Annotated in this window: 25 protein-coding genes; 13 read left to right on the forward strand and 12 right to left on the reverse strand. The window is 58.1% G+C overall.

Going from position 1 to position 24899, the window contains the following annotated elements; translation table 11 throughout:
• The first annotated feature begins 22 nt into the window (after positions 1 to 22).
• The 3 genes from DXY10_RS14795 to DXY10_RS03015 all read left to right on the forward strand — a co-directional run bounded on the left by DXY10_RS14795 (position 23) and on the right by DXY10_RS03015 (position 4763).
• A complete protein-coding gene (locus DXY10_RS14795) occupies positions 23 to 1657 on the forward strand; it encodes a PilN domain-containing protein (protein WP_244281904.1) in 1635 nt (544 codons plus the stop codon).
• Complete coding sequence (locus DXY10_RS03010) at positions 1654 to 2379, forward strand: hypothetical protein (RefSeq protein WP_115016082.1); 726 nt, start codon at positions 1654 to 1656, stop codon at positions 2377 to 2379. Before DXY10_RS14795 ends, DXY10_RS03010 begins: the two co-directional genes overlap by 4 nt.
• A gap of 170 nt (positions 2380 to 2549) precedes the next feature.
• On the forward strand, positions 2550 to 4763 hold the full coding sequence (locus DXY10_RS03015; protein ID WP_244281905.1) for a type II secretion system protein GspD: 2214 nt from the start codon (positions 2550 to 2552) through the stop codon (positions 4761 to 4763).
• A gap of 19 nt (positions 4764 to 4782) precedes the next feature.
• Here the strand turns inward: DXY10_RS03015 and DXY10_RS03020 are convergent, their stop codons facing one another.
• Genes DXY10_RS03020 through DXY10_RS03030 form a run of 3 tightly spaced genes read right to left on the reverse strand, consistent with a single transcriptional unit; the run spans position 4783 to position 6848 of the window.
• Positions 4783 to 5586, reverse strand: coding sequence for a pentapeptide repeat-containing protein (locus DXY10_RS03020; protein ID WP_244281906.1), 804 nt, complete (start codon positions 5584 to 5586; stop codon positions 4783 to 4785).
• Between the two features lie 59 nt (positions 5587 to 5645).
• A complete protein-coding gene (locus DXY10_RS03025; protein WP_115016085.1) occupies positions 5646 to 6071 on the reverse strand; it encodes a hypothetical protein in 426 nt (141 codons plus the stop codon).
• Positions 6072 to 6125: 54 nt separating this feature from the next.
• Positions 6126 to 6848, reverse strand: coding sequence for a DsbA family protein (locus DXY10_RS03030; protein WP_115016087.1), 723 nt, complete (start codon positions 6846 to 6848; stop codon positions 6126 to 6128).
• Positions 6849 to 6933: 85 nt separating this feature from the next.
• Between DXY10_RS03030 and DXY10_RS03035 the strand changes: the two genes are divergently transcribed.
• From DXY10_RS03035 to DXY10_RS03060, 7 genes are read left to right on the forward strand one after another with little or no spacing between them, the layout of a single operon-like run.
• Positions 6934 to 7635: a PilN domain-containing protein gene (locus tag DXY10_RS03035; protein ID WP_115016089.1), complete on the forward strand. Its 702-nt coding sequence runs from the start codon at positions 6934 to 6936 to the stop codon at positions 7633 to 7635.
• Entirely contained in the window at positions 7632 to 8351 is a 720-nt protein-coding gene (locus DXY10_RS03040) for a hypothetical protein (RefSeq protein WP_115016090.1), read from the forward strand. The genes DXY10_RS03035 and DXY10_RS03040 overlap by 4 nt, the downstream gene beginning before the upstream one ends.
• A complete protein-coding gene (locus DXY10_RS03045; RefSeq protein ID WP_115016092.1) occupies positions 8351 to 8803 on the forward strand; it encodes a hypothetical protein in 453 nt (150 codons plus the stop codon). Before DXY10_RS03040 ends, DXY10_RS03045 begins: the two co-directional genes overlap by 1 nt.
• Before the next feature lie 9 nt (positions 8804 to 8812).
• Positions 8813 to 9037, forward strand: a complete 225-nt coding sequence (locus tag DXY10_RS14445; RefSeq protein WP_170955677.1) for a hypothetical protein — start codon at positions 8813 to 8815, stop codon at positions 9035 to 9037.
• Positions 8997 to 9626 (forward strand): PilW family protein, encoded by a 630-nt coding sequence (locus DXY10_RS03050; RefSeq protein WP_256359468.1) that lies wholly within the window; start codon positions 8997 to 8999, stop codon positions 9624 to 9626. The genes DXY10_RS14445 and DXY10_RS03050 overlap by 41 nt, the downstream gene beginning before the upstream one ends.
• 4 nt (positions 9627 to 9630) lie before the next feature.
• On the forward strand, positions 9631 to 10926 hold the full coding sequence (gene pilM / locus DXY10_RS03055) for a type IV pilus biogenesis protein PilM (RefSeq protein ID WP_115016095.1): 1296 nt from the start codon (positions 9631 to 9633) through the stop codon (positions 10924 to 10926).
• Positions 10927 to 11718 (forward strand): hypothetical protein, encoded by a 792-nt coding sequence (locus DXY10_RS03060; RefSeq protein WP_115016097.1) that lies wholly within the window; start codon positions 10927 to 10929, stop codon positions 11716 to 11718.
• Between the two features lies 1 nt (position 11719).
• On the opposite strand, the gene DXY10_RS03065 is transcribed toward DXY10_RS03060, so the two are convergent.
• From DXY10_RS03065 to DXY10_RS15060, 5 genes are read right to left on the reverse strand one after another with little or no spacing between them, the layout of a single operon-like run.
• A complete protein-coding gene (locus DXY10_RS03065) occupies positions 11720 to 12883 on the reverse strand; it encodes a type II secretion system F family protein (protein WP_244281907.1) in 1164 nt (387 codons plus the stop codon).
• Positions 12883 to 13935 (reverse strand): type IV pilus twitching motility protein PilT, encoded by a 1053-nt coding sequence (locus DXY10_RS03070; protein ID WP_115016099.1) that lies wholly within the window; start codon positions 13933 to 13935, stop codon positions 12883 to 12885. Before DXY10_RS03070 ends, DXY10_RS03065 begins: the two co-directional genes overlap by 1 nt.
• Positions 13936 to 13962: 27 nt before the next feature.
• Positions 13963 to 15615, reverse strand: a complete 1653-nt coding sequence (locus tag DXY10_RS03075; protein ID WP_115016101.1) for a GspE/PulE family protein — start codon at positions 15613 to 15615, stop codon at positions 13963 to 13965.
• Positions 15594 to 16913 (reverse strand): Tfp pilus assembly protein FimT/FimU, encoded by a 1320-nt coding sequence (locus tag DXY10_RS03080; protein ID WP_170955679.1) that lies wholly within the window; start codon positions 16911 to 16913, stop codon positions 15594 to 15596. Before DXY10_RS03080 ends, DXY10_RS03075 begins: the two co-directional genes overlap by 22 nt.
• Positions 16914 to 16928: 15 nt before the next feature.
• Complete coding sequence (locus DXY10_RS15060; RefSeq protein ID WP_115016104.1) at positions 16929 to 17507, reverse strand: prepilin-type N-terminal cleavage/methylation domain-containing protein; 579 nt, start codon at positions 17505 to 17507, stop codon at positions 16929 to 16931.
• Between the two features lie 92 nt (positions 17508 to 17599).
• Between DXY10_RS15060 and DXY10_RS03090 the strand changes: the two genes are divergently transcribed.
• Positions 17600 to 18673, forward strand: coding sequence for an aminotransferase class I/II-fold pyridoxal phosphate-dependent enzyme (locus DXY10_RS03090; RefSeq protein WP_115016106.1), 1074 nt, complete (start codon positions 17600 to 17602; stop codon positions 18671 to 18673).
• A gap of 84 nt (positions 18674 to 18757) precedes the next feature.
• Here DXY10_RS03090 and DXY10_RS03095 read toward each other — a convergent pair whose 3' ends face one another.
• Positions 18758 to 19834, reverse strand: coding sequence for a glycosyltransferase (locus DXY10_RS03095; RefSeq protein ID WP_115016108.1), 1077 nt, complete (start codon positions 19832 to 19834; stop codon positions 18758 to 18760).
• A gap of 159 nt (positions 19835 to 19993) precedes the next feature.
• Here DXY10_RS03095 and DXY10_RS03100 point away from each other — a divergent pair, with 159 nt between their 5' ends.
• Positions 19994 to 20686: a hypothetical protein gene (locus DXY10_RS03100; RefSeq protein WP_244281909.1), complete on the forward strand. Its 693-nt coding sequence runs from the start codon at positions 19994 to 19996 to the stop codon at positions 20684 to 20686.
• 16 nt (positions 20687 to 20702) lie between these two features.
• Here DXY10_RS03100 and DXY10_RS03105 read toward each other — a convergent pair whose 3' ends face one another.
• Complete coding sequence (locus DXY10_RS03105) at positions 20703 to 22175, reverse strand: O-antigen ligase (protein WP_136989029.1); 1473 nt, start codon at positions 22173 to 22175, stop codon at positions 20703 to 20705.
• 39 nt (positions 22176 to 22214) lie between these two features.
• Complete coding sequence (locus DXY10_RS03110) at positions 22215 to 23138, reverse strand: NAD(P)-dependent oxidoreductase (protein WP_115016111.1); 924 nt, start codon at positions 23136 to 23138, stop codon at positions 22215 to 22217.
• Positions 23139 to 23213: 75 nt separating this feature from the next.
• Between DXY10_RS03110 and DXY10_RS03115 the strand changes: the two genes are divergently transcribed.
• Complete coding sequence (locus DXY10_RS03115; protein ID WP_244281908.1) at positions 23214 to 23663, forward strand: hypothetical protein; 450 nt, start codon at positions 23214 to 23216, stop codon at positions 23661 to 23663.
• On the opposite strand, the gene pgk is transcribed toward DXY10_RS03115, so the two are convergent.
• A complete protein-coding gene (pgk, locus tag DXY10_RS03120; RefSeq protein WP_115016114.1) occupies positions 23664 to 24869 on the reverse strand; it encodes a phosphoglycerate kinase in 1206 nt (401 codons plus the stop codon).
• Positions 24870 to 24899: the final 30 nt, after the last annotated feature.

A 24899-nucleotide genomic window follows, 5' to 3' on the forward strand; every position in this document is an offset into this window, starting at 1 on the left:
CACGTAGGGCTGAATCCCGTGCTTGGAGCTGGCTGACCTTCTGGATCGTGTACCAGCGCTCAGGCGTGTGGATGTGCTTTCCCATGCTTTGACGCCACGCCAAAGGGTGGTGATGGCGGTGGAGGGCGACAGTCTCACCCTCTCGTGGGTGAAAGATGGCCAGCGTCAATGGCGTTGTGAGCAGTTGCCGGCAGATCTCTGCCGTGATGGCCTGCCGATGCAGCGTCAGGCCTTAGGCGAACTGTGTGCCGATTTACTGCTGGATAGTGGCCTGTCCATGCCTGGGGTGGATCTGGAATTGCTGCTGCCGCTTCAGGCCTGTCAGTGGCGTTTGCTGCAGGGTGATGGTGATGCAGATCTGACGCTGCTGGATGCATCCACACTGCGCCGTTTGCAGCCCAGGCTGGATTGGCCCTTCAGTTTGGATGATGCCTATTTGGCGCTGTTGACGCCTGTTGGCGCGCCAGCGATGCGATTGCTGGTGGGAACCCAGCGCTTGATGCTGCAGGCCTGGGTGGATGTGGCCGAAGCAGCCGATCTGCGCCTGCATCGGGTCGACTGGTTGCTGGCCTCCGCCTGGAGTGGCCTGGTCGACTCCTGTGATCAGCTGCCTGACGAACTGATTTGGCTGATCCGCAGCCGTGGTGGCTGGAGGGTGTTGCTGCTGCGCCATGGGGTCCCGGAGTTGGACCGCTGGCTTGGCGACGTTGCGCTTGCGCCAGACTTGCCCAAGGCTGAGGCGCTTGAGGCTGAACTGAAGGCCATGCTTTTGGCCTGGGATGGTGATCATCGCCCTGCGCAAGCTCAGGCGCAGTCGGAGCGCACCTGGTGGATTACGGCTCTCCCCCAGGACCGGGAGCAGTGGTTGGCTTGGCTGGAGGCGATGGCGGCAGGGCCGGTGTTGGGCTTCCCCCAGGGAGTGAATGCTGGTGTTGTTCCTACAGAAAACCCGCTGATGGCTCTGGCTCTAGAGGGGAGAGACAGGCTGGATCTGCTGGCGGAGCGACGGCCTGAGTTGGGTTTGCCACCGGCCACTCCGCTGGTCCGGGAAAGCCGCAGTTTGCTTCTCCAGGGTGCTTCGTGGGGTGGTGGCGTGCTGCTGCTCGCATTCCTCGGACTGGGGTTGATGGGTTGGTGGGAGAGCTATCAGGGCCAACAGCTGGAAGCCTTGCTGCCTGTGGAGCAGACGGTGATGGCCACCGAGGCAAAGCTGCGCCGGCTGAAGGCACGGTCGACCAGCCTTGCGAAGGACAACAGGCAGATTGCCCAGCAACTGGTGGCGGTGCGTTCCGGGTCAGCGCTGCTGGAGCAGTTGCGCCGGATCACCCCTCAGGGGATCCAGCTTCAGGATCTGAGCGTGAACGGTGATGCGATCAGTGTCAGTGGTGTCGTGCAGGCAGGGGGGGAACCCGGCCCGCTGGAGCGGGTGAACTCCCTGATATTGGCCATGGCCGCCCTGCCTGCCACGAAGGATGACGGAGTGAAGGTGGTGAAGATCACACGGGCTGACAACGGGGATGGCTCGGATGTGAGCTTCAGCCTCAGATGGGGGCTTGATCTCACTGTTCAGCCAACCTTGGCCGAGTTAGAGGCGCTTGGTGCGAAGGGGATGGCCGCGCGTTTGCGGTTGCTGGAGCTGGAAGGAGTAGCACTGTGACCAACCTCAGCCCCGAACGGCCGGCTTGGCAGCGGCGTTTCACCCGTGAGCGCGTGCTGGTGGGATCCCCGTTACTGGTTGTGCTGGTGGTGATCCTGGTGCTGGTGGGCGTGGATGGTTGGCCTCGCTTCGGACGCCTGCAGCAGCAGCAGCAGCGACTTGAGGAGCTGCGCCGGAAGCAGGGAGCCTTGCCCGGCTTGCAGCGGCAACTTGTGAAGGCTCAGACCCATACCCGGGAGGAGGAGGAGCAACAGGCCCTGCTCGTGGACCTGATCGCTGGGCGGGAACGGATTCAGACCTTCTTGGCCCAGCTCAGCCGGGAGGCGTCTTCCACGGGAGTGGTGATCGAGCTATACGAACCCACATTGGCGACTCCGTCGTCGGGGTCTGGCAATCGCACGCCTCGAACTCGCTCCAGTGGAGCGAACCAGGTGGCGGCCTCTGACGACCCACTCACCTCTCTCGGCTATAGAAAAACGAGTGTGTTGCTCAAGGTCAAGGGTGCATACGGCTCCCTCCAGGCGTTTCTGCGCCGCATGGAGGCTATGACGTTGCTTGTGCATCCCAGTGATCTGTCGCTTCAGGCGCTCGATACTCCTACGGATGCCAATGCTGAGGCGGCAACGGTGCTTGCCCTAACCCAGTTGAAGTTGCGGCTCAGTTTCTTTGATCACAGCTCAGAGGAGTCGAAGCTTCCAGCTGCACATGCTGGTCAGTCCTGATTGATTGTCATTCGGCGAACGTTCGGCTGGCCCAGGTCGGATGCAATCGATACGATCCGCCCATCTGTTGATGCTGGCGGCTGCCCATGTCTTCTTCCCGGCGACTGACGCCTGTGTTATTGGCGTTGGCCCTGGGAGCGACCTGCTTGGACGTCGTCGCTCTTGGTTTTGTGGGCGGTGGCGTTGCTGAGGCGCAAACTCAGCGCCAAGGCAGTTTGCAGCTCAAGCTTCGCCGCAAACCCAAGGCGTTGGAGGTGGTGTTGGCAGGTGTGGGTGCCAAACCATTGCTGCAGCAGCGCCTTGCGAATGGCATTTGGGAAGGGCAACTGCGCACCCAGGGAAGCCCAGGACTGATGCGTGGTCCGCAGACCTTGAGTCTGCCTGAGTTGGGCATTGAGGCTGTTTCCCTAAGCGGTGGTGGCGACTCTTATCGCATTACGGTTCGGCAGGCCTTGGGCCAGAGCCTCAAAGATCCGATTGTGAGTGCCGATGGCCGCAATCTGATCCTCACATTCACTGGCCTGGGCACCCCCAAGTTGCAGGCCGGCCAGCTTGATCTGACGACGCCTGGCCGGGTGCCACAGTCTCGCTATGCCCCCCCCCTGAGGCCTCGGGCTGTAGCGCCGCCGTTAGGCGACATGGCTGTGGGAACGATGGTGCTTCAGAACCGCAGTTATTTAAAACTGAGTGGGCCCATTGTTCCCGGCCTGAACTTTGTCGATGCGGATGCAAAGCTCGCATTGAAAGAGTTGGCGAAACAAGGTGGATATGGATTCGTTTTTTCCAATGGTGGAAGTTCATCAGCGGCCTCGGAGGGTGAGTTTGCTGCTGGTGAAAATAAGATCAGTGTTTATTTAAATGAGGTTCCATTCGCTGTTGCCTTTAATACGGTTCTACTTGCATCTGGATATCAGGCTCGGCTTCAAGGCAGAACCTTGATCGTTGGGCCCAGCGTTATGGGCCTGAATATGGGGCCAACGATGTCGAAGGTCTTTCGGCTGAATCAAGTTGATGCAGCGTCCGCTAAGACTTATTTGGGTAACCTGGGGGCTAAGATTCAGGTCGCAAGTACATCGACAACAACCTCGTCAGAAAACGATCAGGATGGAGGTGGTGGAGAATCTTCTTCTGGGCAGATGACGACCTCAATGGCTGAAGAGTCAATGGCTTTTGGGGCTGATGTAGGGCCATTGGTTGGGCTTCGAGGTACAACAGATGCACGCTTGAATACAATCACATTGATTGGCGAATCTGAATTGATTTCCATCGCTGAGGGTTATTTGCGCCAAATCGATCTGCGCAAGCGCCAGGTTGCCGTTCGAGTGCAGATCTTAAATGTTGATCTTAATAATGATCGTGGTATCGACTCAAGTTTCTCCGCACGGCTTGGCAATACTTTCATCGTTAGTGAGAGTGGTAAGGCATTTATGAATTTTGGAGATCATCTGCCTGGAAGTAGTGATGGGGTTGGTTTGCTAGGCGATGGCACTCCCTATACGCGTCCTGGTGTTTACGATGCTGGTATCCCGAAAGTGCAGGGCCAGCAGGTCTTTGATCCTCCATATGTGGAAGCTCAAAAAGAAGTGACGACCACGACAACGAACTCTGGGGGTACGGTTAGAACGACGGAGCTGGTTCCTTTGTTGGACAAATTTGGTCGGCCTAAATGGGTTGAGTCGACTGATCCGGCTGCCAATCCCACGCTTGTACCAAAAGTGGATGGTCAGGGCCGTCCTATTTATGTTCCGGGCAAAGATCCGGATCAGTTTGCTTACCCTCAAAACTCTGTCTATGGCTATTTAGAGGCTGCGATTGTGAGCTCGAGTGCCAAGACGTTGGCTCAGCCCACCCTTTTAGTGCAAGAGGGTGAGACGGCTTCCGTTGAGACGGGTACCAGTGTGATTACGAGTGTGACGACCACAGATACATCCAATGGATCGTCGCAGTTCACCTATCAGCGCTCCAACGCGGGCCTTACTTTGGAAGTGGAAGTGGACAAGATTGATGACAATGGCTTTGTGACTTTGGATCTGACCCCAGAGGTCTCTGTGCCCGTACCTGCTGGCAGAAATCAGGGTGTTGCAATCTTCAATATTAGTGGACGCAAGTTGAGCTCTGGAAAGATTCGGCTTCGCGACCGTCAAACACTGGTGTTGACAGGAGTGATTCAGGATCAGGATAAGGAGGAAGTGCGGAAGTGGCCGGTGCTGGGTGATTTGCCCTTCCTTGGTCAACTGTTTAGAAGTAGTGTTTCGAATCGCCAAAAAAGTGAGCTTGTGATTTTGGTCACCCCAGCAATTGTTGATGATGAAGCTGGTGGCTCTTATGGCTATGGCTACCGCCCATCGACTCGTGAGGCACGTCAGCTGATGAGCCCCCGTTGAACAGTCTTATGGCTTCTCTTTAGAGGCCGATGGCTGGTGCAAATAGCTTCATGGCCAGCGGAAAGAGAGCTTTTGAGGTTGAAAGTAGGCCCCCTAGTAGGGCTGAGCCAACACCATTCCCCGTCTGCTGTTTTTGCACCTTGTCTTGTAGTGAGTTGGCAGCGCCTTCGAGCTGCGTCGCCTGATCACTAGCCCCATTGGCTGCATAGAGGTGGCCGGCATATCTCAAATCCTGAATGGCCAGCTGCCGCTTGCCAAGTTTCTCTCGGGTGATCGCCCTTGCGACCCAGCTTTCTGCAATGTGAGGTTGTTTTTGGATCGCTAGGCCAAATAGTTCTTCAGCCTGTGTCCATCGATTGGTTTCAGTCGCACCTACCCCGGCATTGTGCAGCGCCGCATGGCTCTGTGCCTGGGGTGGGAGTCCAGTGGCGCCGCTCCAATGGGCTTCTTCCAGGGCATTGGGATCGAGGAGGGCTCCGCTGAGATCCACATCACGCAGATCCGTCCCCACCAATCGGCTTCCACGTAGGTCGGCACCGCGCAGGGAGGCGCCCTGGAGGCTTGTGAAGCTGAGGTCGGCATTGCGCAAATTGGCACCATCGAGCTGAGCCTTGCTCAGGTTCGACCGTTGCAACCTGGCACCTTCCAGATCAGCATCACGCAGCTGAGCATGGACGAGATCCACATCCGCCAGCCGGCAGTTCTTGCAGGTTTGGGTTTGGAGTAGCTGAATCAATGCTGCGTCAGCTTGTGGCGCTGCTTCAGCGGCTGCAATCGATGTTGTCAGCGCCAGAGCTGTTAGGAAGGCAAGGCGCTGAGCCATGGCTTGCATTGCCGTAATGGTCCGTTCTAGCGACCTTGCTCGTGCCTGTCGAACCCTCTTCAGGCTGCGATTTCGTCCTCTGATTCGGATGGTGTGTTGACGTCTTTGTTGGTTTCGTCTCCAGGGCTGTCCGATTGGTTCGGTTCGCTTTGGCCTAGCAGTTCGGCCGCCACCGCTTCCATCAGTTCTTGCTTCGCGGCCTGCCGATGATCTTTACTGCGCAGGGCCGGTGTGCGTAGTCGTAGCCGAGCACAAGGAGCTGATTCAGCCTGGCCCGCACTGGAGCCGAGCAGTTGCATCAGGTCGACAACCGCTACCCAGCTAAGGGGAGCGCTGGCTTTGCTGAAGCTGGGGCGGAAGGCGGGTGGCTCGTCCCCTTGCTTCTGAAGCGGTGCGAATTCGCCCGAAGCAGATTTGCGGAAGCGCACGATCGCCGTTGGATGTCGCTGGAACCAGAGGCGGTCTTCGCGAACGACGTGATGCATGACGAGACGTTGCTGGATGGATTATGCCGCTGCCTGCAAGTCTGGTTTCGCCAATCAAGGCTTGTTCACTGCTTTCAGCTGTGCATCGACTAACGCCTTGAATTGTGGCCAGGGCATGGCCCCTTCGATGATTTCGCCGCTGTGTTTGTTGCCCGCTTGGGTCGGGCCGATCACAAAGGTGGGTGTGGCGCGGATGTTGTGCAGTTCGGCTTCCGAGAGGTTGGCGTTCACAAGGGCCTGGGTGGCTTCCCGCTTCATGCACGCCTCCAGTGCGTCGGTATCCAGTTTCTGTTCTTTGGCGATGCCAGTGACCCCTTTGCATTCCAGACAGCTTTGTTGGTCGAAGATCGCCTCGTACATCTCCCAGTAGCGGTTCTGTTCTCCAGCGCAGCGGGCCGCAGTTGCCGTTGGCCTGGCGTGCTGATGAAAAGGCAGGGGCAGGTCTTTGTGCACAAAGCGCACCAGCCCCCTATCGACGTACTGCTGCTTCAGTTGGGGCAGCACCTGTTCATGGAAGCGCTGGCAGTAGACGCATTCGAAATCGCTGAATTCCACGATTGTCAGTGGGGCATTGGCGGCGCCCATGGCTGGCTCCCCCTCCAGCAACAGGTCGGTCGTCAGCTTTGGTGCCGGTGGGGGCTCAGGCTTGGGTCGCACCGGGGCCGGCGGGGGTGTGGTCCATTTCTGCACCAGCAGCGTGCCGCTGCAGCCAATCCCCAGCCCCAGCAGTAACAGGGCTGCTGAGTAGAGCAATGTGGTGCGCTTAGGACGCAACATCGCCAACGATTTAACGCGTGTTGTGCATGATCATGGCGCCACTCGGCTTGAATCGATTGAATAGGCAAGACGTACGCAGTGAATCGTGAGTTCGGGCGCCTGGCTTGACATTGATCTGTTGCGCCAACGGCGTGAGCAGTTCGGCCATCAGCGTCCGCAGGTGGTGCCGGTGCGCACCCTGTTGCTGCGGGGAGCCTTGCTGGGAGCAGCGCTGCCGCTGGGGTTGCTGTTGATGTGTGGTTGGTTTTGGTTCAGTGAACGGCGTCTGATCCAGATGGAAGAAGAGCTCACCCCGCGGGCTCAAAAGCACGACCGTTTGCAGGGGGAGATTGCAACGGAGAAGGCCGCATTGCAGGGTTTGGTGAACACCAACAAGGCCATGGCGAAGGCGATGGCCGATGTGCGTTCCAGTTCAGCCCTGCTGGCGGAGTTGCGGCGTTTGGTGCCATCGGCCGTGAGCATTGGTCAGGCCAAGATCAATGGCAATGTTTTGGAGCTGGATGGAGATGCTCTGCAGCCCAATGGCTTGCGCATCGTCAATGCCTTGATGTTGTCGTTGGGCGAATCGGGTCTGTTTCAACAGGATGCCGTCGTGCTGAAGAAAGCGCAGGTGCAGCAGGCGGGGGGCGGTGATCAGGCCTCAGCGCAACGGCTGACCTATGCCCTCACTGCCTCGTTTGCGCCCGATGCACCCCAGGCGATTCGCTCGCAACTGGCGTCCCTCGGAGCCGTGGGGCTGGAGCAGCGCCTGCAACGCCTACAGCAGGAGGAGGATCTGCTGCCATGACGAACTTCTCAGGGGCTGGCCGCACGGGCCTGTGGAGTTGGCTTTCCCCAGAGCGGGCGGTGTTGGTGCTGCCGGTGATTGCAGGGCTTGGTTTGTCGGTGTTGGTGTTCAGCGCTGGGATTACCCCGTTGAAACTGCGGGTCGATGAGCAGCAGAAGCTGGTTGACGACCTCAGCTTCAAGAGCGAGATGCTGCCGTTGCTGGAGCAGGAGCTCAGTGAGTTGAGGCTGAAACAAGCTCAGCGGGAACGGCAACTCGATCGTTTGCTGGCCCTCGTGGCTGGCAGCTCAGAGCTCAACACGTTTCTGGCGGAGCTCAATGATCTCGGCAATACCCACCGCGTTGCCATCACCACCACGGAGCCCGGCGAGGTGCAGCGTTTCACGGCGCCGGCGGCGCCCACTGGGCAGGAAGCGCCGCCAGCCGCAGGCGGTGGCCAGCCGGCCGCTGCATCGGGGGATGCCTTGCTGAACAGGGGGCTGGAAAAACGCTCGGCTGGTCTCACTGTGCAAGGTGCATTCCCTCAGGTGTTGGTGTTCCTTCAGGCGCTGGAGCGCCTACAGGTGTTTGTGGTGATCAGTGAGATGGATGTGAAGGCAGTGGCCTCTAGCGGGCAGGCCGCGGATCAATCGCCTGAGCCGGAGGTGACCATGGCGCTCAAACTCACGGCCTATGGCCAACAGCCTGCACCGGACGTTCCCAAGGAGGACTCCTGATGGTGTACCTCTACGCCGGTCTTGGGGTGGCAATGCTGGCCGGGATCATGGCGATCTTTGAAATGGGCCTGGCGCTCAGTGGGCGTTCGCTGTTGCCATCACCGCCTGATGCCTATCTCTCTGATGAGGGGGTGAAGATGATGGATCAGAAACTGCTCACCTTGTTGGCTGATCGCAGTGCTGTGCCAGCGGGGCTATCAGGGACGTCTCTCTGTACTGCTTTGTCGACGGCCTACGAGAGCAATGATGTGCCCATTGGTGGAGTGAATCCCTTGATGGAAGATCCCGATATGCCCGTCAATAGTGGCCGTTGGGCCGGAAGTTGTCTGCTCAATGATGGTGCCCATCATGTGGTGGTGCTTCCTGATTTAGGCAATGCAACAACTCCTTATCAGCTGTATTCCTGTGTGCTTCCAAGCGGTGATGAGCGTTGCTCGTTCGAGCAGGAGTAAGCGCAGCTGATGGTCGATGCCGTTGTTGGTGCAGTGATCATGGTGGTGGCGACCACGTCGTTGTTGTTCGCTATCGAGGTGGCAGAACAGGCGTTTGACCAGACCGGCCGTTACCCCCTCAATGACGAGGAGCGAACCGTGTTGGAGCAGGCTGGCCTGTCCGCAGACGACGCGGAGAACTTTTGGCAACAGAATGTGCTCAAGGCACCCCGAGAGGTGGGCACCGTTGAGTAGGTGGTTATCACAGTGCGGTCCTTTACGCCTGCGGCGTCTGCAGGATCAGCGTGGCATGACCCTGGTGGAGATGCTGGTGGCTGTGTTGATGTTGGTGGTGTTCACCGGTGTGGTGGCGATGGTGATGGAGTTCACGTTTCGCTTTCTTGGTGCCGCTGAATCCGGAGAACGCAATGAATTTGAAGTTTCGAATGGTGTGTTGATTGATCACCAGGAGATTCAGCTGGCGATGGATCAGTTGGTGGAGGTGCTCGCCCAGCCTGGTTTGAGCAAAGAACGACTGGATGGCCAGGGGGCTGATCATCCGCAGATTGCCTTTGATCCTGATTCGACCGATCCTCAGGTGGCTTGTCCAATAGCGGATCCAGTTGCTCAGTGGGGATTGCCGATGCCAACGATCACGTTGCCGCCTGGCTACAGGCTCTGTCTGTGGACAACCACGGCGCGCGAGTCACTAATGGCATCGCTGTTGGCTGATGCCGAGGGTGCCAAGCCCGGGATTTATTTGCTTCAGGCCTTGCCCGAACGCCTGAGTGCTTCCACGCTTCCCACGAGGCGCCTGTTCTGTCGTCCGCGCCCGTTCTGCTGAGCCCATGACTGCCACCCCCCTCGTTGGCTCCACCTTTTTCGGCATCGACATCAGTCAGCTCGGCGAGCAGCTGAGCTCGATGCGGCGGCGCGTCTCCAAACGGGTGTTGGTGTTGGAATTCGGCACGGATCTCCTTCATCTGGCCGAGGCGTGTTTGACGCAGCAGGGGGTGCAGCTCAATCACATCAGCAGTGTGGCGCTCCCGCCTGAAGCACTGGATCGGGGTGTTCCTGCGGAGCCGGCCAAGATGGCCAGCCTGATCCAGCAGATTTGCACCGAGAAGAAGATCCCAGCTCACCGGGTGGCGGTCGTTCTGCCTCCGGAAGTGGCGTTTCAGCGCCTGGTGGATCTTCCCGGTGAGCTGACCACGGAGGAGGCCCGCGAGTATGTGCTCGATCCCGCTAAGGGTGTGCAGCTTCCGTTCCCCTTGGCTCAGACCGATTTCGACCTGGTGCCGATGTCAACGCCGTCGATCGCGCAGCGGGCGCCTGGGATGCGGTTGTATATGTTGTCGGCGGTTCCCCAGGTGCTGGTGGATCGGGTGATTGAGATGTTGCAGGCCGCTGATCTGGAGCTGCAGTTACTCGAACTCGGCAGCCTCAGTCAGCTGCGCTCGTTGGCACTGGATTTGGTGATGTTGGCGCCACACCAAGTGGAACTGGTGTTGGAACTACACCCCGACTGCAGCAATTTGATGTTGGTGACGTGCTCTGGATTGTTGGGCTCAGAGCGCTTGGCGGCGATCAGGGATTTCCCGGAGCCTGACTTGGATGAGGAGCAAACGAGGGCAGCTCTCGAGGCAGGCCTGTCGGCGGAGTCGTTCACGGTGCAAGACGAGAGCTATCTGCCCATCTCTGATCTTGATCTGCGCGTGTTGATCGCCGATCTCAAAGCAGCCTTGGCGCGCTTTAACGGCATGTTTCCGGGTGCTGAGATCCGTTGCTTGCAACTCACAGGTCTCAACAGTGCCCACCCCATGCTGGTGGATTTGCTGCAGCAGGCTTTGGGGCTCAACGTGTTGGCTCACCGGCCTCTGTTGGCACCGGGTGTCGCAGGATTTGCAGCGGATGAGGTGTTGGTACAGAAGGGATTGGGCCGGTTGGTGGGCCTGGCCCTTGGTCTGCTGAATCGAGATCAGCTGGTCACGTTTCCAGTCGATAGTTTGGACGATGGTGTGTCCCGCCCCCATCGCCCAGGGGTGGCGATTGAAGAGTTGCTGGATCTGGATGTGCAGAGTTCGAGCCTTGATCAGCTGCCTGTGGTGGCTGATCAGTCAGTGTCTGTAAGGGTGCAGGGATAAGTGCTGGAGGACGCCGCTGTGGTGCCTGTAGCCGCATCGGTACTGGATGCTTCAACGATGCCGATCGCATCACCTGATGTGGGGTCTTCGATCACGCTTGAGTCCGACGAGGAACCCACCACATCGCCTCCAGATGATGATGATCAGCCTGTGGGTGCGGGGAGCTTGGATCGACTGGATGAGCCTGATCATTCCACGATTGGTTTTGCTGTTGAGGAGTGGCCGCCGATTGGTGTTGGTGTTGTTTCCGAGCCGGTCGAGGAGTTAACGGAAGAGGAGAGTGAAGCAGAGGAGCAATGGCCAACTATTGGAGGTGTCGCTGAGGTCGTAGTTGATCAAGAGGAGCAGGAGCGATTGAGCTCTGCTGATGAGGAATGGCCGTCCATTGCTGGTGCGGTGGAGAAGGCTGTTGAAGAGGAGACGAAGGATGGCTTGAGCACACAGGTTGAGGAATGGCCGTCGATTAACACGGGCAGTACGGGTGCGGTTGATGCCGAGGAATGGCAGGACGATGTGAGTGAGGAGGAGGTGCCATGGCCAACGATCGCTGCGGTGCCCTCTGAAGGCCCAATGACCTCCTCGTCAGTAGCAAGGAATCAGCACGTGCCGTTGCAGCAAGAGCCGGTTATTGATTCCGCTGATGAAGATGTTCTGTTGGTGATTCCAGGTTTGGAGCTTGGTTCTGAGGCGGCAGATGATCAGATCCCCACAAGTAAGGCACCTGTGATGGAAGAGAAGGGTGAGGCCGAATTGGACTCGCTCGGGGACTTGCGCTTTGCTGATCCTGAGTGAGTTATTTACCCATCTCTGTGATCAAGCTGAACATGGGTAGATACAGAGCGATTACGATCGTTCCGACGATGCCTGCAACCACAAACACAACGGCTGGCTCCATCGCTTTGGTGAGTGCCGACACTGCCGATTCCACTTCACGCTTGTAGAATAGAGCCAATTTTTCCAACATGAAACTGAGTTGTCCGGTTTCTTCGCCGATCTTGGTCATCGAGATCACGAGTTTGGGTAACACCCCCGGGCGTCCCATGGCGTAGTTGAGTTCTTGGCCCTGACGCACCATCAGGATGGATTGTCGCAATGTGCGCCGGATCAGTTCGTTTGAGCTGGAGGAAATACAGCGCTCTAGGCCATCCACGATGGGGATTCCCGAGTTCACGAGGGTGGCCAGGGTGTCGCACATGCTGGCCATTTCCGACTTCAACAAGAGATCACCAAAGAGAGGCACTTTGATAATGTTTTTATCTACATTGAGGCGACCGCTGGCGCTGCTGTAGTAACCACGGAAGAGGTACATCACCAGCAGAATCGCCAATGGAGCCCCAGCAGCAAAGTAGGGCGAGGTGACGATTTTCGAGAGCTCGAGCAGGAAGTTGGTGAGAGCTGGTAGGGAGGCGCCCATGCCATCGAACATCGTTTTGAACCGCGGCACGATGAAAATGAGCAGCCCGAGGCTGACACCAACTGCCAGCAGCAACACAATCACTGGGTAGATCATCGCTCCGATAATCTGACCACGGATTTTGGCGCGTTCTTCTAAAAGAAGTGCGATGCGGTCGAGCACGTCTTCAAGAATGCCGCCTGCTTCACCTGCTTCAATCAGACCAATGGTGAGGGATTCGAACACTTTGGGATATTGACGCAAGCTGACCGAGAGTTCTTCCCCAGCGCTGAGGCGGGCGGAGATGCGTTTGACGCAATGGCTGAGTTTTTCATTGGTCATGTTCTCTGCGATCAGCACCATTCCCTGGGCCAGTGGTACACCGCTCTGAAGAATCACCGCCAATTGGCGGAAAAACATCAGCAGATCTTTTTGGGGAATCTTCAGCCGTGCTGGGGAAGGTTGGCCTCCCATCAGTTCAGCGAAGAGCCCTCCCGACGCAGTCGGTGTGCTTGCCTCAGTGCCAGGTCGGGCCGAGAGGGTTTGACCGCCGTAGGTTGCCATCAGGACTCAACGTGCAGAAGCGCTTTGGGGTTAGAGGCCTTGCCAAGTGCTTCCTGTTGACTGATCTCTCCACTGTCCACCAGTTTCAGCAGGCACTGCTCCAGGGTGTTCATCCCTTCTTTGCTTCCTGTTTGCAGCTGAGAATAGATCTGGCTGATCTTGCGTTCGCGGATCAGGTTGGCAATGGCTGGGGTATTGATCATTAATTCATAGGCCAGTGATCGTTTTCCTTTCGTGTTTTTGCACAGGGTTTGGGTCATCACCCCGAGTAGGGATGTCGACACCTGCAGGCGTGCTTGTTCCTGTTGATCACCTGGGAACACATCCACGATGCGCTCCACCGTTTTTGCCGCCGACGAGGTGTGCAGAGTGCCGAGCACGAGGTGACCTGTTTCGGCGGCTGTAATCGCGAGTTGAATGGTTTCAAGATCGCGCATCTCACCGATGTAGATCACGTCAGGATCTTCCCGCAGGGCAGCCCTGAGGGCAGAGGCAAAGGTTTGGGTGTCGCGTTTGACTTCCCGTTGATGAATGATCGATGTTTGCGAATGATTGAACTCAAATTCGATCGGATCTTCAATCGTGAGGATGTGGCGCTTTTGCGTCTCAAGAATGCAGTTAATAAAGGCCGCCAAAGTGGTCGACTTGCCAGAGCCGGTTGGTCCCGTGCAAAGCACCAAGCCCCGGTGCTTGTGGGTGAGATCAATGAAGGGTTGGGGGAGGCCGAGGTCCTGCCATTTCGGCAAGTTGTCGGGCAGGATCCGGAGCGTGAGACACCGCTTTTCATTGGCCATGTAGGCATTAATCCTGATTCTGGACAGTCCATCAAGGCCGACCGATGTATCGAGGTCTCCTGTGGCTTGATATTGATTTAGCTTCTGCTCGCCGACGATTTCCACCAACAGTTTCGTCATGTCGTCTCTACGAAGAATGTTCTCCAGTATGCGAATATCTGAGTTGACTCGGATGGCAATCGGGGAGCCTTCCTCTAGATGGATATCGGAGGACCCCGCCTTAATCGCAAAATCAACAATCTGACGTGCAATGCTCATGGGGTTGCTCCAGACGACAGAGAGGAATTAATCCTCAGTATTGCAGATTTTTTGTAGTTCCGAAATGGTGGTGAGCTGCTTTGCGATCAGATCAACAGCATAGGTTTTGAGTGTCAGCATACCTGTCTGTACCGCGACTGATTCAATGTCGTGAGTGGACTTCTGCTGCTTGATGGCGTCACGGATCTTGCGGTTGACCTTCATCAGTTCATAGGTGCCAATCCGACCTTGGTAGCCGGTACCATTGCAGCGAGTGCAGAGTGTGCCTTCTAGTTTTCTTTGCTGTTTTTCTTCAGCATTGAGGGCGCTTGCAAAACGAACGGTGGTGCCACGTCGGAGACCGGTAAAGCGGCTTTCCGCATCATTAATCGGTCGCTCGACGCTACATTCTGGGCAGACTTTTCTGAGTAACCGTTGGGCCAGGACGCCTCGCAAGGACGCATTCAGCTTGTAACTCGGCACCTCCATATCCATCAGTCGTGTTAGGGAGCTGGATGCACTGTTGGCGTGAAGGGTGGTGAATACAAGGTGGCCAGTTTCAGCAGCATCCATCGAGGATTCAGCCGTTTCCGGGTCGCGGGTTTCTCCAATCAGGATGACGTCGGGATCCTGACGCAAGAAGGTTCGTAGCAGATTGGAGAAGGTTTGTCCCTTGGCTCGGATGACAGGAAATTGCTGAATATTGCCGCCGAGGTCGTATTCGATTGGATCTTCTGCCGTGACGATATTCAGTTCTCCGCTGTCTTTCTCGCGAAGTGCCGAGGCTAGCGTTGTCGATTTTCCCGATCCTGTTGGCCCAGAAACGATGATGATTCCATTGGCTTCGTTGATGATGGAGCGGAACTCTTCACGTACTTCCTCGTTGGAAATTAAGACGTCAAGGCTGAGCATATCGGCATTGCTATTGAGAAAGCGCATCACCATCTTTTCGCCGAACTTTCCGGGTGCCGTGGCGCAGCGGAATTCCATGATTTGACCTTCAAACCGTCTACGGATTTTTCCGTCTTGAGAAGCACGGCGTTCGGCAATATCCATCTGCGCCATGTTTTTGAGGCAGGCGGTGAGTTTGATCCCAGCTGAACGCGGCATGCTCACATAGTTCTGCATCACACCATCGCGGCGAACCCGCACTTTGTATTCGTCTTGTCTGGGTTCGACGTGAATATCAGAAACCCCTGACCGAGCAGAGTTGATCAGAATTTTGGCTGCAGCCTGTTGGATTTTCGTCCCCATCATTTCTGTGGAGAGATCAAGCGCTTCCTCCTCGATGATTTGCTCATCACTGTCGTCAAAGTCAAAATCAAACCCTTGAGCGCTCCCTTCGTTCTCTGCGCCTTGAAGGGCCTCGAGGACTGCATCATCACTGAATTCAAAGCCGTCAAGATTGTTGCTGTCACCACTGATGAGCCTCTCTTGGCTTGCTTGATCGAGCAGCGCCTGAATTTCGTGTGCAGGCTTTTCAATGAATTGGCATTCCAGGCCAGCATTGGCAGCACGTTGCTTGATGAAATCACCAATCGTGGCGAGGTAGCTGAAGTTGCCAATAGCAACAGTGAGGCGTTGGCTGCCTGTTGACTGGTTGTTTTCGATCCCAATCGGCACGACAATATTTTCCCTGCACCATTGAAGGGAAAAATGTGTGTCAATTAGCTGACGAATCAAAATGGAGGGGCTTGGCATTGCAGGCCTTGGTAGAGGTATCCCATGCATTGAGCCCATTCACTGCATTTTGGGCTGTTGAGCCATCCGCCTAATTTGTTTGGGGGTTTGCCTCCTCCTGGTTTTCTGCATTGCGTTGTTTCATAACCTTGATCAGGACGGGGGCCACATTTTTGCATCATATATTCAGATGTTTCATGTATGGAACATTGTTCATTCGGTTCGTCTTGGGGCAAGTAGCAGCTGCAGAATTGTGGCGCCTTCCCACACCCAGGGGTTTGATAGTAAACAGATTCACTGACAATACTCTTGTTGCACACATGTATCTCTTTCCCGCAATCTCCAGGCCCTCCTACTGGTGAATACCTCTTGTTCACGCCTTGGGTTCGCCATTCTTCGTGGGTAGACTTGCATTTCGCTTCTTGGTACGCGAGTTTGCTTCCGGTGTCCAATCCATTAACAAACCAAAACTCCTGGTCGCCGCACTCGGGGGATTTGGTAATCGCTTGTTCGGAGGGGTTGGTGTAATTAGTTTCGGCTTTTTGGGCTCTCCATTCTTTGCACTGCTGTCCGTATTTATCGTCTAGCGCCTTGTCGTATTGGGCTTGTGTTGTGCCCACAAATTCGCCGTCGAGGCCATAGACGGTTTGATTGCAGCCGTTGGTCGTGCAGGTGTTGCTGGTTTTGTAGTCGGTGGAGCCATCCTTGGGTGGCCTTGTCGGACAGCCCCTGTCAGCGTTGGAATTCCAGTTTTGGAAGACGGTGGGTTTTGTGCCGTTGGTCAGCCATGTGCTGTAGGCATCTCTGCAGGTGCGTTCTGCGGCGGCGATTGTTTGCTTGTGGGCGATCAGTTCCTTCAGGCTTTCGTCTTGTCTGCAGTTCACGCCTGCCCAGTTCTCACATGAGCTGATGCTTCCCCCATCACTCGAGGTGGGCTCAGCGAATTTACTCAGTTTTCCGTCGGAAACTGAAAAGCCAATGGGGTAGCGAATTTCGTCGTTGTCGTTGGTTGGAGTGAGCTGAAGATATGAGCACTTATCAGCATCTGGGTCAATTTGATAGCCAATGGTGTTGAGACGTTTGTCTGAAAGGATTTCTTCGTCGATCGTGTCCTTTTCGTCGAGATCGTTGAGACGACTTTTTTGCAGGCAGTCAGCGGCTGCTGTGTTCAAAAGTGCTTTGGCTTCGTCAATATTGTTGAAATCGAGAAGTCGCATGAAATTGGGAATGGCCAGGCTCGACAAAATGCCGAGCCCAGCTAAAACGACTATTAGTTCTAAAAGTGAGAAGCCGTGATTTTTCGCGCTAAGAGATTGCACTGTTGGCGTAATTGATTACTGCCAGTCGCCAGCGCTTGATGCTCCTGCTGAATCGCAACCAATATTGTAGGTGCTATCGTTCGATCCCTCGTCGAGATCTCCGCTTAGACACGATCTTTTGCCGCTTGATGAGACTTTGAAAATTGGGAACTTTTCTTCGACTTTTGGTGCGGCGAAAATGTCTCTCATCGCTCCATTGTCCTCGAAGCAATCGACGGAAACATCGCTTTGCGCTTCAAACGACCCACTTGAGTAATCTCCAGTAGGTCCGCTGAAGCCGCTGTCCGAATCCACGGCAACAACTACGTAGTCGTTTAGTGAGGGCCTTTCAAAGTCAGAGGCATCATTGGTTGCCTGGCCTCGGGCTTTAAAAACTTGGCATTCCTTGAAAGCTGTAATTGCCGCTTGTTGAGCTGTACGTGCTGATGCGTCGTCACTCACTCCAAGGAAATTAGGCAGTGCAATCGCCGTGAGCACCGCCAGCACGGCAATCACCACGACCAGTTCGATCAAGGAGAAGCCCTTCTGGCCTGGCTTGCGCGAGAGCGCCTTGCGGGTGCGTGGATTCTGCAAATAGGCCTGGAGAAGGCTCATGGGAATTAAAAAGCTTCCTGAATCATTCTGAGCTCTCCAAGCTTTGTCAAGCAAGCCGTACCGGCACACTTGCAAAACGTGCATTGATGTCTATGCCTTCTGCCCATGGCGGCGAGGTGGAAGCCGCAGCCAGGCGCTTGGGAATTCGCGAGGCTCGGCTCTTGGATGCCAGTGCATCTCTCGTGCCTTGGACGCCTCGGCTGCCGCTGTTGTTGGGTCAAGCGGTGCTTCGCGACTATCCAGATCGCAGTCACAGCAGCTTGCGTGGTCGTTTGGCGGCGGTGCACGGCATTGCTTCCTCTTCGCTGCTGCCTGGGAACGGCGCCGCCGAACTGTTCACTTGGGCGGCCCGTGATGCCTCTGAGGCTGGCGTCAGCATGCTGCCTGCGCCGCGGTTCGACGATTACTCCCGTGCCTTGGCCTGCTGGGCTGGTTCATCCCGCTCGATTCCCCTGGCTACGAACTGGTCAGCGACGATGCCCCAGGCCTATCCGGTTGGTGACCGCGGCGAGGTGCTGTGGATCTGCAACCCCCACAACCCCACCGGCCAGCTCTGGAGCCGTAAATCGCTCGAATCTTTGCTGCATCGCTATCGCTTGGTGATCTGCGACGAAGCGTTTCTCTCCTTGGTGCCCGATGGCGAACAGCAATCGCTGATCCCCCTTGTTGCCGATCACGCCAATCTGGTGGTGATCCGTAGCCTCACCAAGCTGTATGGCATTGCCGGTCTGCGGCTTGGTTATGCCGTTGCGCAGGCGGAACGTTTGCAGCGCTGGGCCGAGTGGCGGGATCCCTGGCCGGTGAATGGCATCGCTGCGGCGATGGCGGAACAGTTGCTGTCGTCGCCCCGTCGCTATCAGTGCTGGTGCCAGAAGGCCCAGGCCTGGGTGGCGCGGGAAGGGGCTTGGATGCAGCAGCAGCTGGCGCAGTTGCCTGGCATCACACCGATGCCCTCGGCGGTGAATTTCGTGTTGATCCGGGCTGAACACAGCCTGGTGCCCCTACGGAAGGCTTTGGAGCAACGTCATTTCATCCTGCTGCGCGACTGCCGTTCGTTTGAAGGCCTGGGGGAGAACTGGTTGCGGATTGGTTTGCAGAGTTGGCGCGGCAATCGCCGCATCATCCGGGCGTTGCGTCAGGAGCTCGTCCGCGCGCCTCTGGGTTGACCCCCGTCTGGAGCTTTTGTCGTGATGATTGTGCAGATTGAATGGCCGTACAGGCCCACCTGCTGCAGGCCGGATTGCAGGCCTTCAGCGCGTCAACGCCCCCAGCACTTGCGCCAATCGCTTATCGGCATCGCGCACCGCTAAGCGTTCCATGCCATCAGCCAGGGTCACCAGAGGATCGGCGGCGTCATCGCAGCCGCGCAGGCGTGGGCCCAGAAGGCGCCAAAGGCAGTTGTGCAGGGCCCTGTGTTCAGGGTCATGCTGATGCACGATCACGGCGGCCCCGAGGGCCGCGGCGCAGGCGGCATTGGCCTCCTGATGTTGGTCGGCCGCCTGTGGGAACGGCACCAGCACGCTGGGGGTAGTGGTCACCGCCAGTTCGCTGAGGCTGCCGGCGCCGGCGCGGCTGATCGCCAGATCAGCGTGTTGCAACAGCCCTGGCACCTCATCGCTGAAGGGGCGTTCCACCAGGTTGGGGTGATGGAGCGTGCCGGCTTCGGGGTCGTTGCTGCCGCTGAGGTGCACTACCCGGCAACCGGCGCTGAGCAGATCGGGCAGCACCGCACGCACCATGCGGTTGAGCCCCACGGCCCCCTGACTGCCTCCCATCACCAGCACCAGAGGCCCTGCGCCAGCTGGCACCCAGGCCGGTAGGGGTTGGGGCGTGAGAAAGCTCTCGCGCACCGGCGTGCCGGTGACCACGGCCGTGCAGCCGGGGATGCGCTCGACGGCGGCGGGGAGGCCCACGGCCACCTGGCTGCAGAAGCGTCCCAGCAGGCGGGTGACCCGGCCAGGGATTGCATTGGATTCATGCAGCACCACGGGGATGCGGCACCAGCGGGCCGCCAGGATCGCCGGGGCGGCGATGTAGCCGCCGGTGGTGAACACCACTTGGCTGCCTTCGCGCCGGATCAGCCGTCGCACGTCACGGCTGGCGGCAATCAGTTGGATCAGTTGGATCAGTTTGCGCAGACCCCTGCCCTGGAGACCACCGGCTTTGACGGTCACCAGCCCGTAGCGCTCGGGTACCAAGGTGGTTTCCAACCGATCGGGGACCCCGAGCCAGCGTGTCTGCCAATGGGTTGGCAGAGCTTCGGCGACGGCCAGGGCGGGGAACAGGTGGCCGCCGGTGCCGCTCGCAGCGATGAGAAGCCGAGGCATAGCGGCGAGCGTGGCACAAACAAGCGCTCTAACTTAAAGGCGTAGCCCGGGTCTGTTGGCGTGCGCCATCTCTTTTCAGTGATCACCCTGCGGTCTGCCCGCCCACTTTGTTCCCCGCCGCTGAGGGGTCTGTTGATTGGGGCGCTTGTTTCATTGTCTGTGCCCTCTTTGGCCCCCTTGCCGAGTAGGGCTGCCAGTGCGTCCCAGGGTCTGGTGGCCCGTCTAGAGCAGGCCCTCAATGCTCCCGATCACGCTGGCTTGGAGGCCCTTTTGGCGCCGGCGCAGCGTGAGCAGTTGGCACCACGCTTGCGCCGGTTTGCGCAACGCTTTGCCAATGCCCGTTGGAGGCTCAGTGTTGGAGATCGGCTCCCGGATGGCCGCTTGCCAGTGGCTGTGAGTGTCAGCGGCACCACTGAAAAAGATGGCCTGCTGTTCAGCTTGGAGGCGAGCCAGCAACTGGCAATAAGCACAGAGGCTGGTCTGATTAGCGGTCAGGAACTCCTGCAGGATCAGTCGTTACTGGTGAATGCACGTGGTTCTCTGCCGGTGACCCTGTTGATTCCGGATGCGGTACTCACCGGCAGCCGCTATGACGTCGATGTGGTGCTGGATGAACCCCTCGGCCAGGCGATGGTGGCCGGTGGACTCACCTCCCTGACCTCGGATCAGGTGCACGAACAACGCAGCCCGGATATTCAGCTGGAGCCCATGGGCGGTGGTGGTTTGTTCAAGTCGGTCCAGGCTCCGTTTCAACCAGGTGTGCAGACCTGGGCCGCGATGCTTGTTCACCCGGATGGGGTGATCACTGTCACTAAGCAGGTACGGGTGGTGAACGATCGCAGTCAGCTCTGAGCTTGAGTCGCGGATTTCATCGACCGACCGGTTTGAATGAGGTCGTCTCATCTGGAAGAAGCTGATAGCGCTTAATCCCTTTCGGGATTTTTTCCTTTAGATGAGGGCTAATGAATCCCATCATGCAGCTCTGACGAGCGGGCTGCCCCTGAATGAAAGGATCCATCTTTGCGGCAACGAAGAATGCAGTCACCAAGCCCAGGCCGATCAGGGCTATCGATCGAGATAATTCGATAGTTGTTGCTTTTTGGGCGACGGACTCTGTCGCAAGCGGACAAGCGATGGCGATCACGATGCTGAGTAACACCAATGAAGGTGCGAAACCCCAGATTTCATCAATGAGTTGGTAAATCAAAAGAGCGCTAAAAAGCCCTGGCGCCAACACGCGAATCGGTAGCGCTGCCTTAGGTGTTGACCAACGCATGGAACTCGCCCAAAGGGCGCTGAGGCCAAGGCCGGGCAAACCGAGGGAATAGGTCAGCGAGACCAAAATATTGTGCGGGCCGCAGAGGCCTGACCCCGTGGGAATGGCCCGATATCCGGCTCCGAGCCAAAGCTGGTAGGTCACCATTGAGTTGGCATGGGCAAGCCAGGAGCGCAGGCGTCCGCGGCTGGGGTCGAGCTCTTGGGCGCTCCGAGCGGACAGATCTCCAAACAGATCACCGCTGCCGATGCTGAGGTTGAGAATGAGGAAGGCGGCTGTGCCGAGCCCAAGAGCTAAGCCAAACCACGCCAGTGCTTGAGAGTGCTTATGGCGCAGCAGGAGCCAGCTGGTGATGCTTCCAGCCAGCACGGCCAGTAGGGCACCGTCCCCTTTGCTAGCCAGGATCAGGAACATCCCCTCTGCCGGAATCAACAGCCCTACCGACAAAAGTGCTCGCTTGATCCACCCGTTAGGAGTTTGCAGCCCTTTGATGAGGCAAGGAAGACTGCTCCAGATCAATAGGATTTGGAACTGATTGGCGTCGCGTGAGTTGTAGAAGAGATAGGGGCGTATGGGATTGACCGTTGGCATCCGGTAAGGGATCTCACTCGTCAACCAACTGCTGATGATGTGAAGACTGTCGAGGCTGAAAAGGCAGAGTGCTGCAGCAGCCAGGCTGAACCCGCTAGCCCAGGGGTGGTGATGCCAACTGTCAGCAAGAATGGGGATCGCCAGAAAGAAGAGTGGTGGTAGCAGTGCAAAGAGCAGTGCTTGATCTGGTGAGTTCGACCACAGGGCGCAGACCATCCCCCAAACACTCAGCAAAGCTGCACTCAGCGCGTAGCGCTTCGACACTCGAATGGATGGCGCCCGCTTGAGGTAATAACCAGCCATCAACAGGGTGAAGCAGATCAGGCTCACGCTGCGGTAGGCGTCATGCTTGAGCAGGCCAGGCTGAATAGGTGCCGTCAACAGCAGAAGGCCTGTCAGTAGTGCGGTCACGCCAGACACACTGCTGACGATGGACCAGGGCCGTGATGGAGTGTCGTCGGTCGAAAGCAGCATGTGACTAGAGCATTCCGGGGGGCGCAGGTAACCGTCTCTTCAGCTCATCGTGTTGGCCTTGGGCACTTCGGCCCCTGCTTTTCGCACCCCTCTGCGCAGCACCGACACATCAGAAGTCCCGAATCCCTGCTGCATTAAGGCCTCTTCCTGCGCTCGCACCGCTGCGGTGATCGGCAGGTTGAGACCTGTCGCTGCGGCGGCGTCGAGGGCGATGCCGAGATCTTTGTGGTGAAGCGCCAGCTTGAAGCCGAGGGGATAGTGATCGGTGAGCATCGCGGCTGAGCGGTGCTGAAGCGCCCACGACCCCGCCGCCCCATGTTTCAGTGCCTGCACCACCTGCTCCATCGGCAGTTGTAGATGCTGCCCCAAGGCGATCGCCTCGGCCACGGCGGCGTAGCTGCCTGCCACTAGCACCTGATTGATCGCTTTCACCTGCTGGCCAGCCCCTATAGGCCCGAAGTGGTGGATGGATCCGCCGATGGTTTCCAGGACAGGTCGGGCTCGATCCAAGTTCACGGCCTCTCCGCCACAGAGCACGGTGAGCGTGCCGGCTTTGGCACCTTCCGTTCCGCCTGTGACGGGGGCATCCAGATACTGCACGCCCCTTGCGCTCAACCGCTTGGCCATGGCCTGGGAGGTTGCCGGTGCGATTGTTGAGCAGTCGATCACCAGACTCCCTTCTGCCAGCGCGGGGCCTGCTCCGTCTGCTCCCCAGAGCACCGTCTCCACGGCGGCGTCATCACTGACGCAGAGCACCAGCGCCTGGCATCCAGCCACGGCCGCGGCTGGGCTGGCACAGGCAAGGGCGCCGTCTAGGGCGGGGTCGGTTTCAGCCGTTCGGCTTCGCGTATGCACCCGGAGGCTGTAGCCGGCCTGTTGCAGATTGATCGCCATCGGAAGCCCTAGGGCGCCGAGGCCCACGCAGGCCAAGGGGGCAGCGGGGAGCAGGTCAGATCCTGTCATCACTGGCGGATGTTCTGGTTAGATCCTCGCGGGTCGTTCCCCACAGCATGGAACGGTGATTCGACTTTCCATGTCATGACCGCATCCACGGGTTGGCAGCGTTTCTGGTTGATCTCTTGTGCAGCTTTGACTGCTTCGTCCCTGCAGGCCTGGAGCGGCCAGGTGGAGGCCCGTGATGTCCGCAGTGAGCGCCTGACGCTCACGCAGGCCCAGAAGCAGGCGCTGTTCCAGGCCCGTCGGGACTGGGAGCTGAGCAGCTATCCCCAGCGCTTGGCCCTGCTCAAGAATCAGCAGCGTTGCGTCAAAGATGCTTCCAGCCTGGAGGCCTACCGCAGCTGCAAACATCGGCAGCATCAGGCCCGTAAGGCGTTGCTCAAGCAGAGGCGGGAGCAGATCAATCGCGAACGCGAGCGCTTGGGGCTGGTGCCGATGCCCGAGCGTTCTGTGCGCCATCGCCGCCGTGGGTCCGTTGAGTCGAACCAGCCAAAAGGCCGTTCCTGGTGGAACGGCCCGGCAACGAACTGATCAGGCTGCGTCGAGAGCGGACACACCAGGCAGAACTTTGCCTTCCAGCAGCTCGAGGCTGGCGCCACCGCCAGTGGAGATGTGCGACATCTTCTCGGCGAGGCCAGCCTTTTCCACGGCAGCCACAGAGTCACCACCGCCGATGATCGTGCAGCAGCCCTTGCCACTGAGGTCGGCCAGGGTGGTGGCAATGGCGTTGGTACCACCAGCGAATTTGTCGAACTCGAACACGCCCATGGGGCCGTTCCAGATCACGGTCTGGCAATCAGCCAGGGCGTCCTGGAACACCTGCACAGAGTCAGGGCCGATGTCCAGCCCCATCCAGCCGTCGGGGATGGCATCCACCTTCACGGTCTGGCTGTTGGCATCTGGGGCGAAGTTGTCAGCCAGGATCACATCCGTGGGCAGCAGGAACTGCACGCCTTTGGCTTTTGCCTTGGCTTCCAGCTCCTTGGCCAGTTCCAGCTTGTCTTCTTCCACCAGGCTCTTGCCCACCGAGAGGCCACGGGCCTTGTAGAAGGTGAAGATCATGCCGCCGCCGACAAGGATCTTGTCGCACTTGTCGAGCAGAGCCTCGAGCACGCCGATCTTGGAGCTCACCTTGGAGCCACCCACGATCGCGGCCAGAGGACGCTTGGGAGCGTCGATCGCCCCCTGCAGATACTGAAGCTCTTTCTCCATCAGGAAGCCGCCGACACTGGGCTTCAGGAACTTGGTCACGCCCTCTGTGGAGGCGTGAGCACGGTGGGCTGCACCGAAGGCATCGTTGACATACACATCGGCGAGGCCGGCGAGCTTCTCGGCGAAAGCTGGATCGTTCTTTTCTTCCTCAGCGAAGAAGCGAACGTTCTCGAGCAGCACCACATCACCTTTGGCCATGGCGCCCACCTTGGCTTCCGCATCCGGGCCGATGCAGCTGTCGGTTTTGGTCACGGGCTTGCCCAGCAGCTCGCTGAGGCGGGCTGCCACGGGGGTGAGGCGCATGCCCTCATTCACTTGGCCCTTGGGACGGCCGAAGTGGGCGGAAAGGATCACCTTGGCGCCTTTGCCAATCAGATCCTTGATCGTGGGGAGGGCGGCGCGGATGCGGGTGTCATCGGTGATGGCGCCTGAATCGTTCAGGGGCACGTTGAAGTCAACCCGCACGAGAACGCGTTGGCCGTCGAGATCGGCGCCGGTGAGGCTGGCCAGGGAACGCTTCGCCATGGGGTTGTGTCGTGCGGTAAGAAAACGCGG

Origin of the sequence: Synechococcus sp. UW140, from assembly GCF_900474295.1 — a bacterium.
Classification (GTDB): Bacteria; Cyanobacteriota; Cyanobacteriia; order PCC-6307; family Cyanobiaceae; genus Synechococcus_C.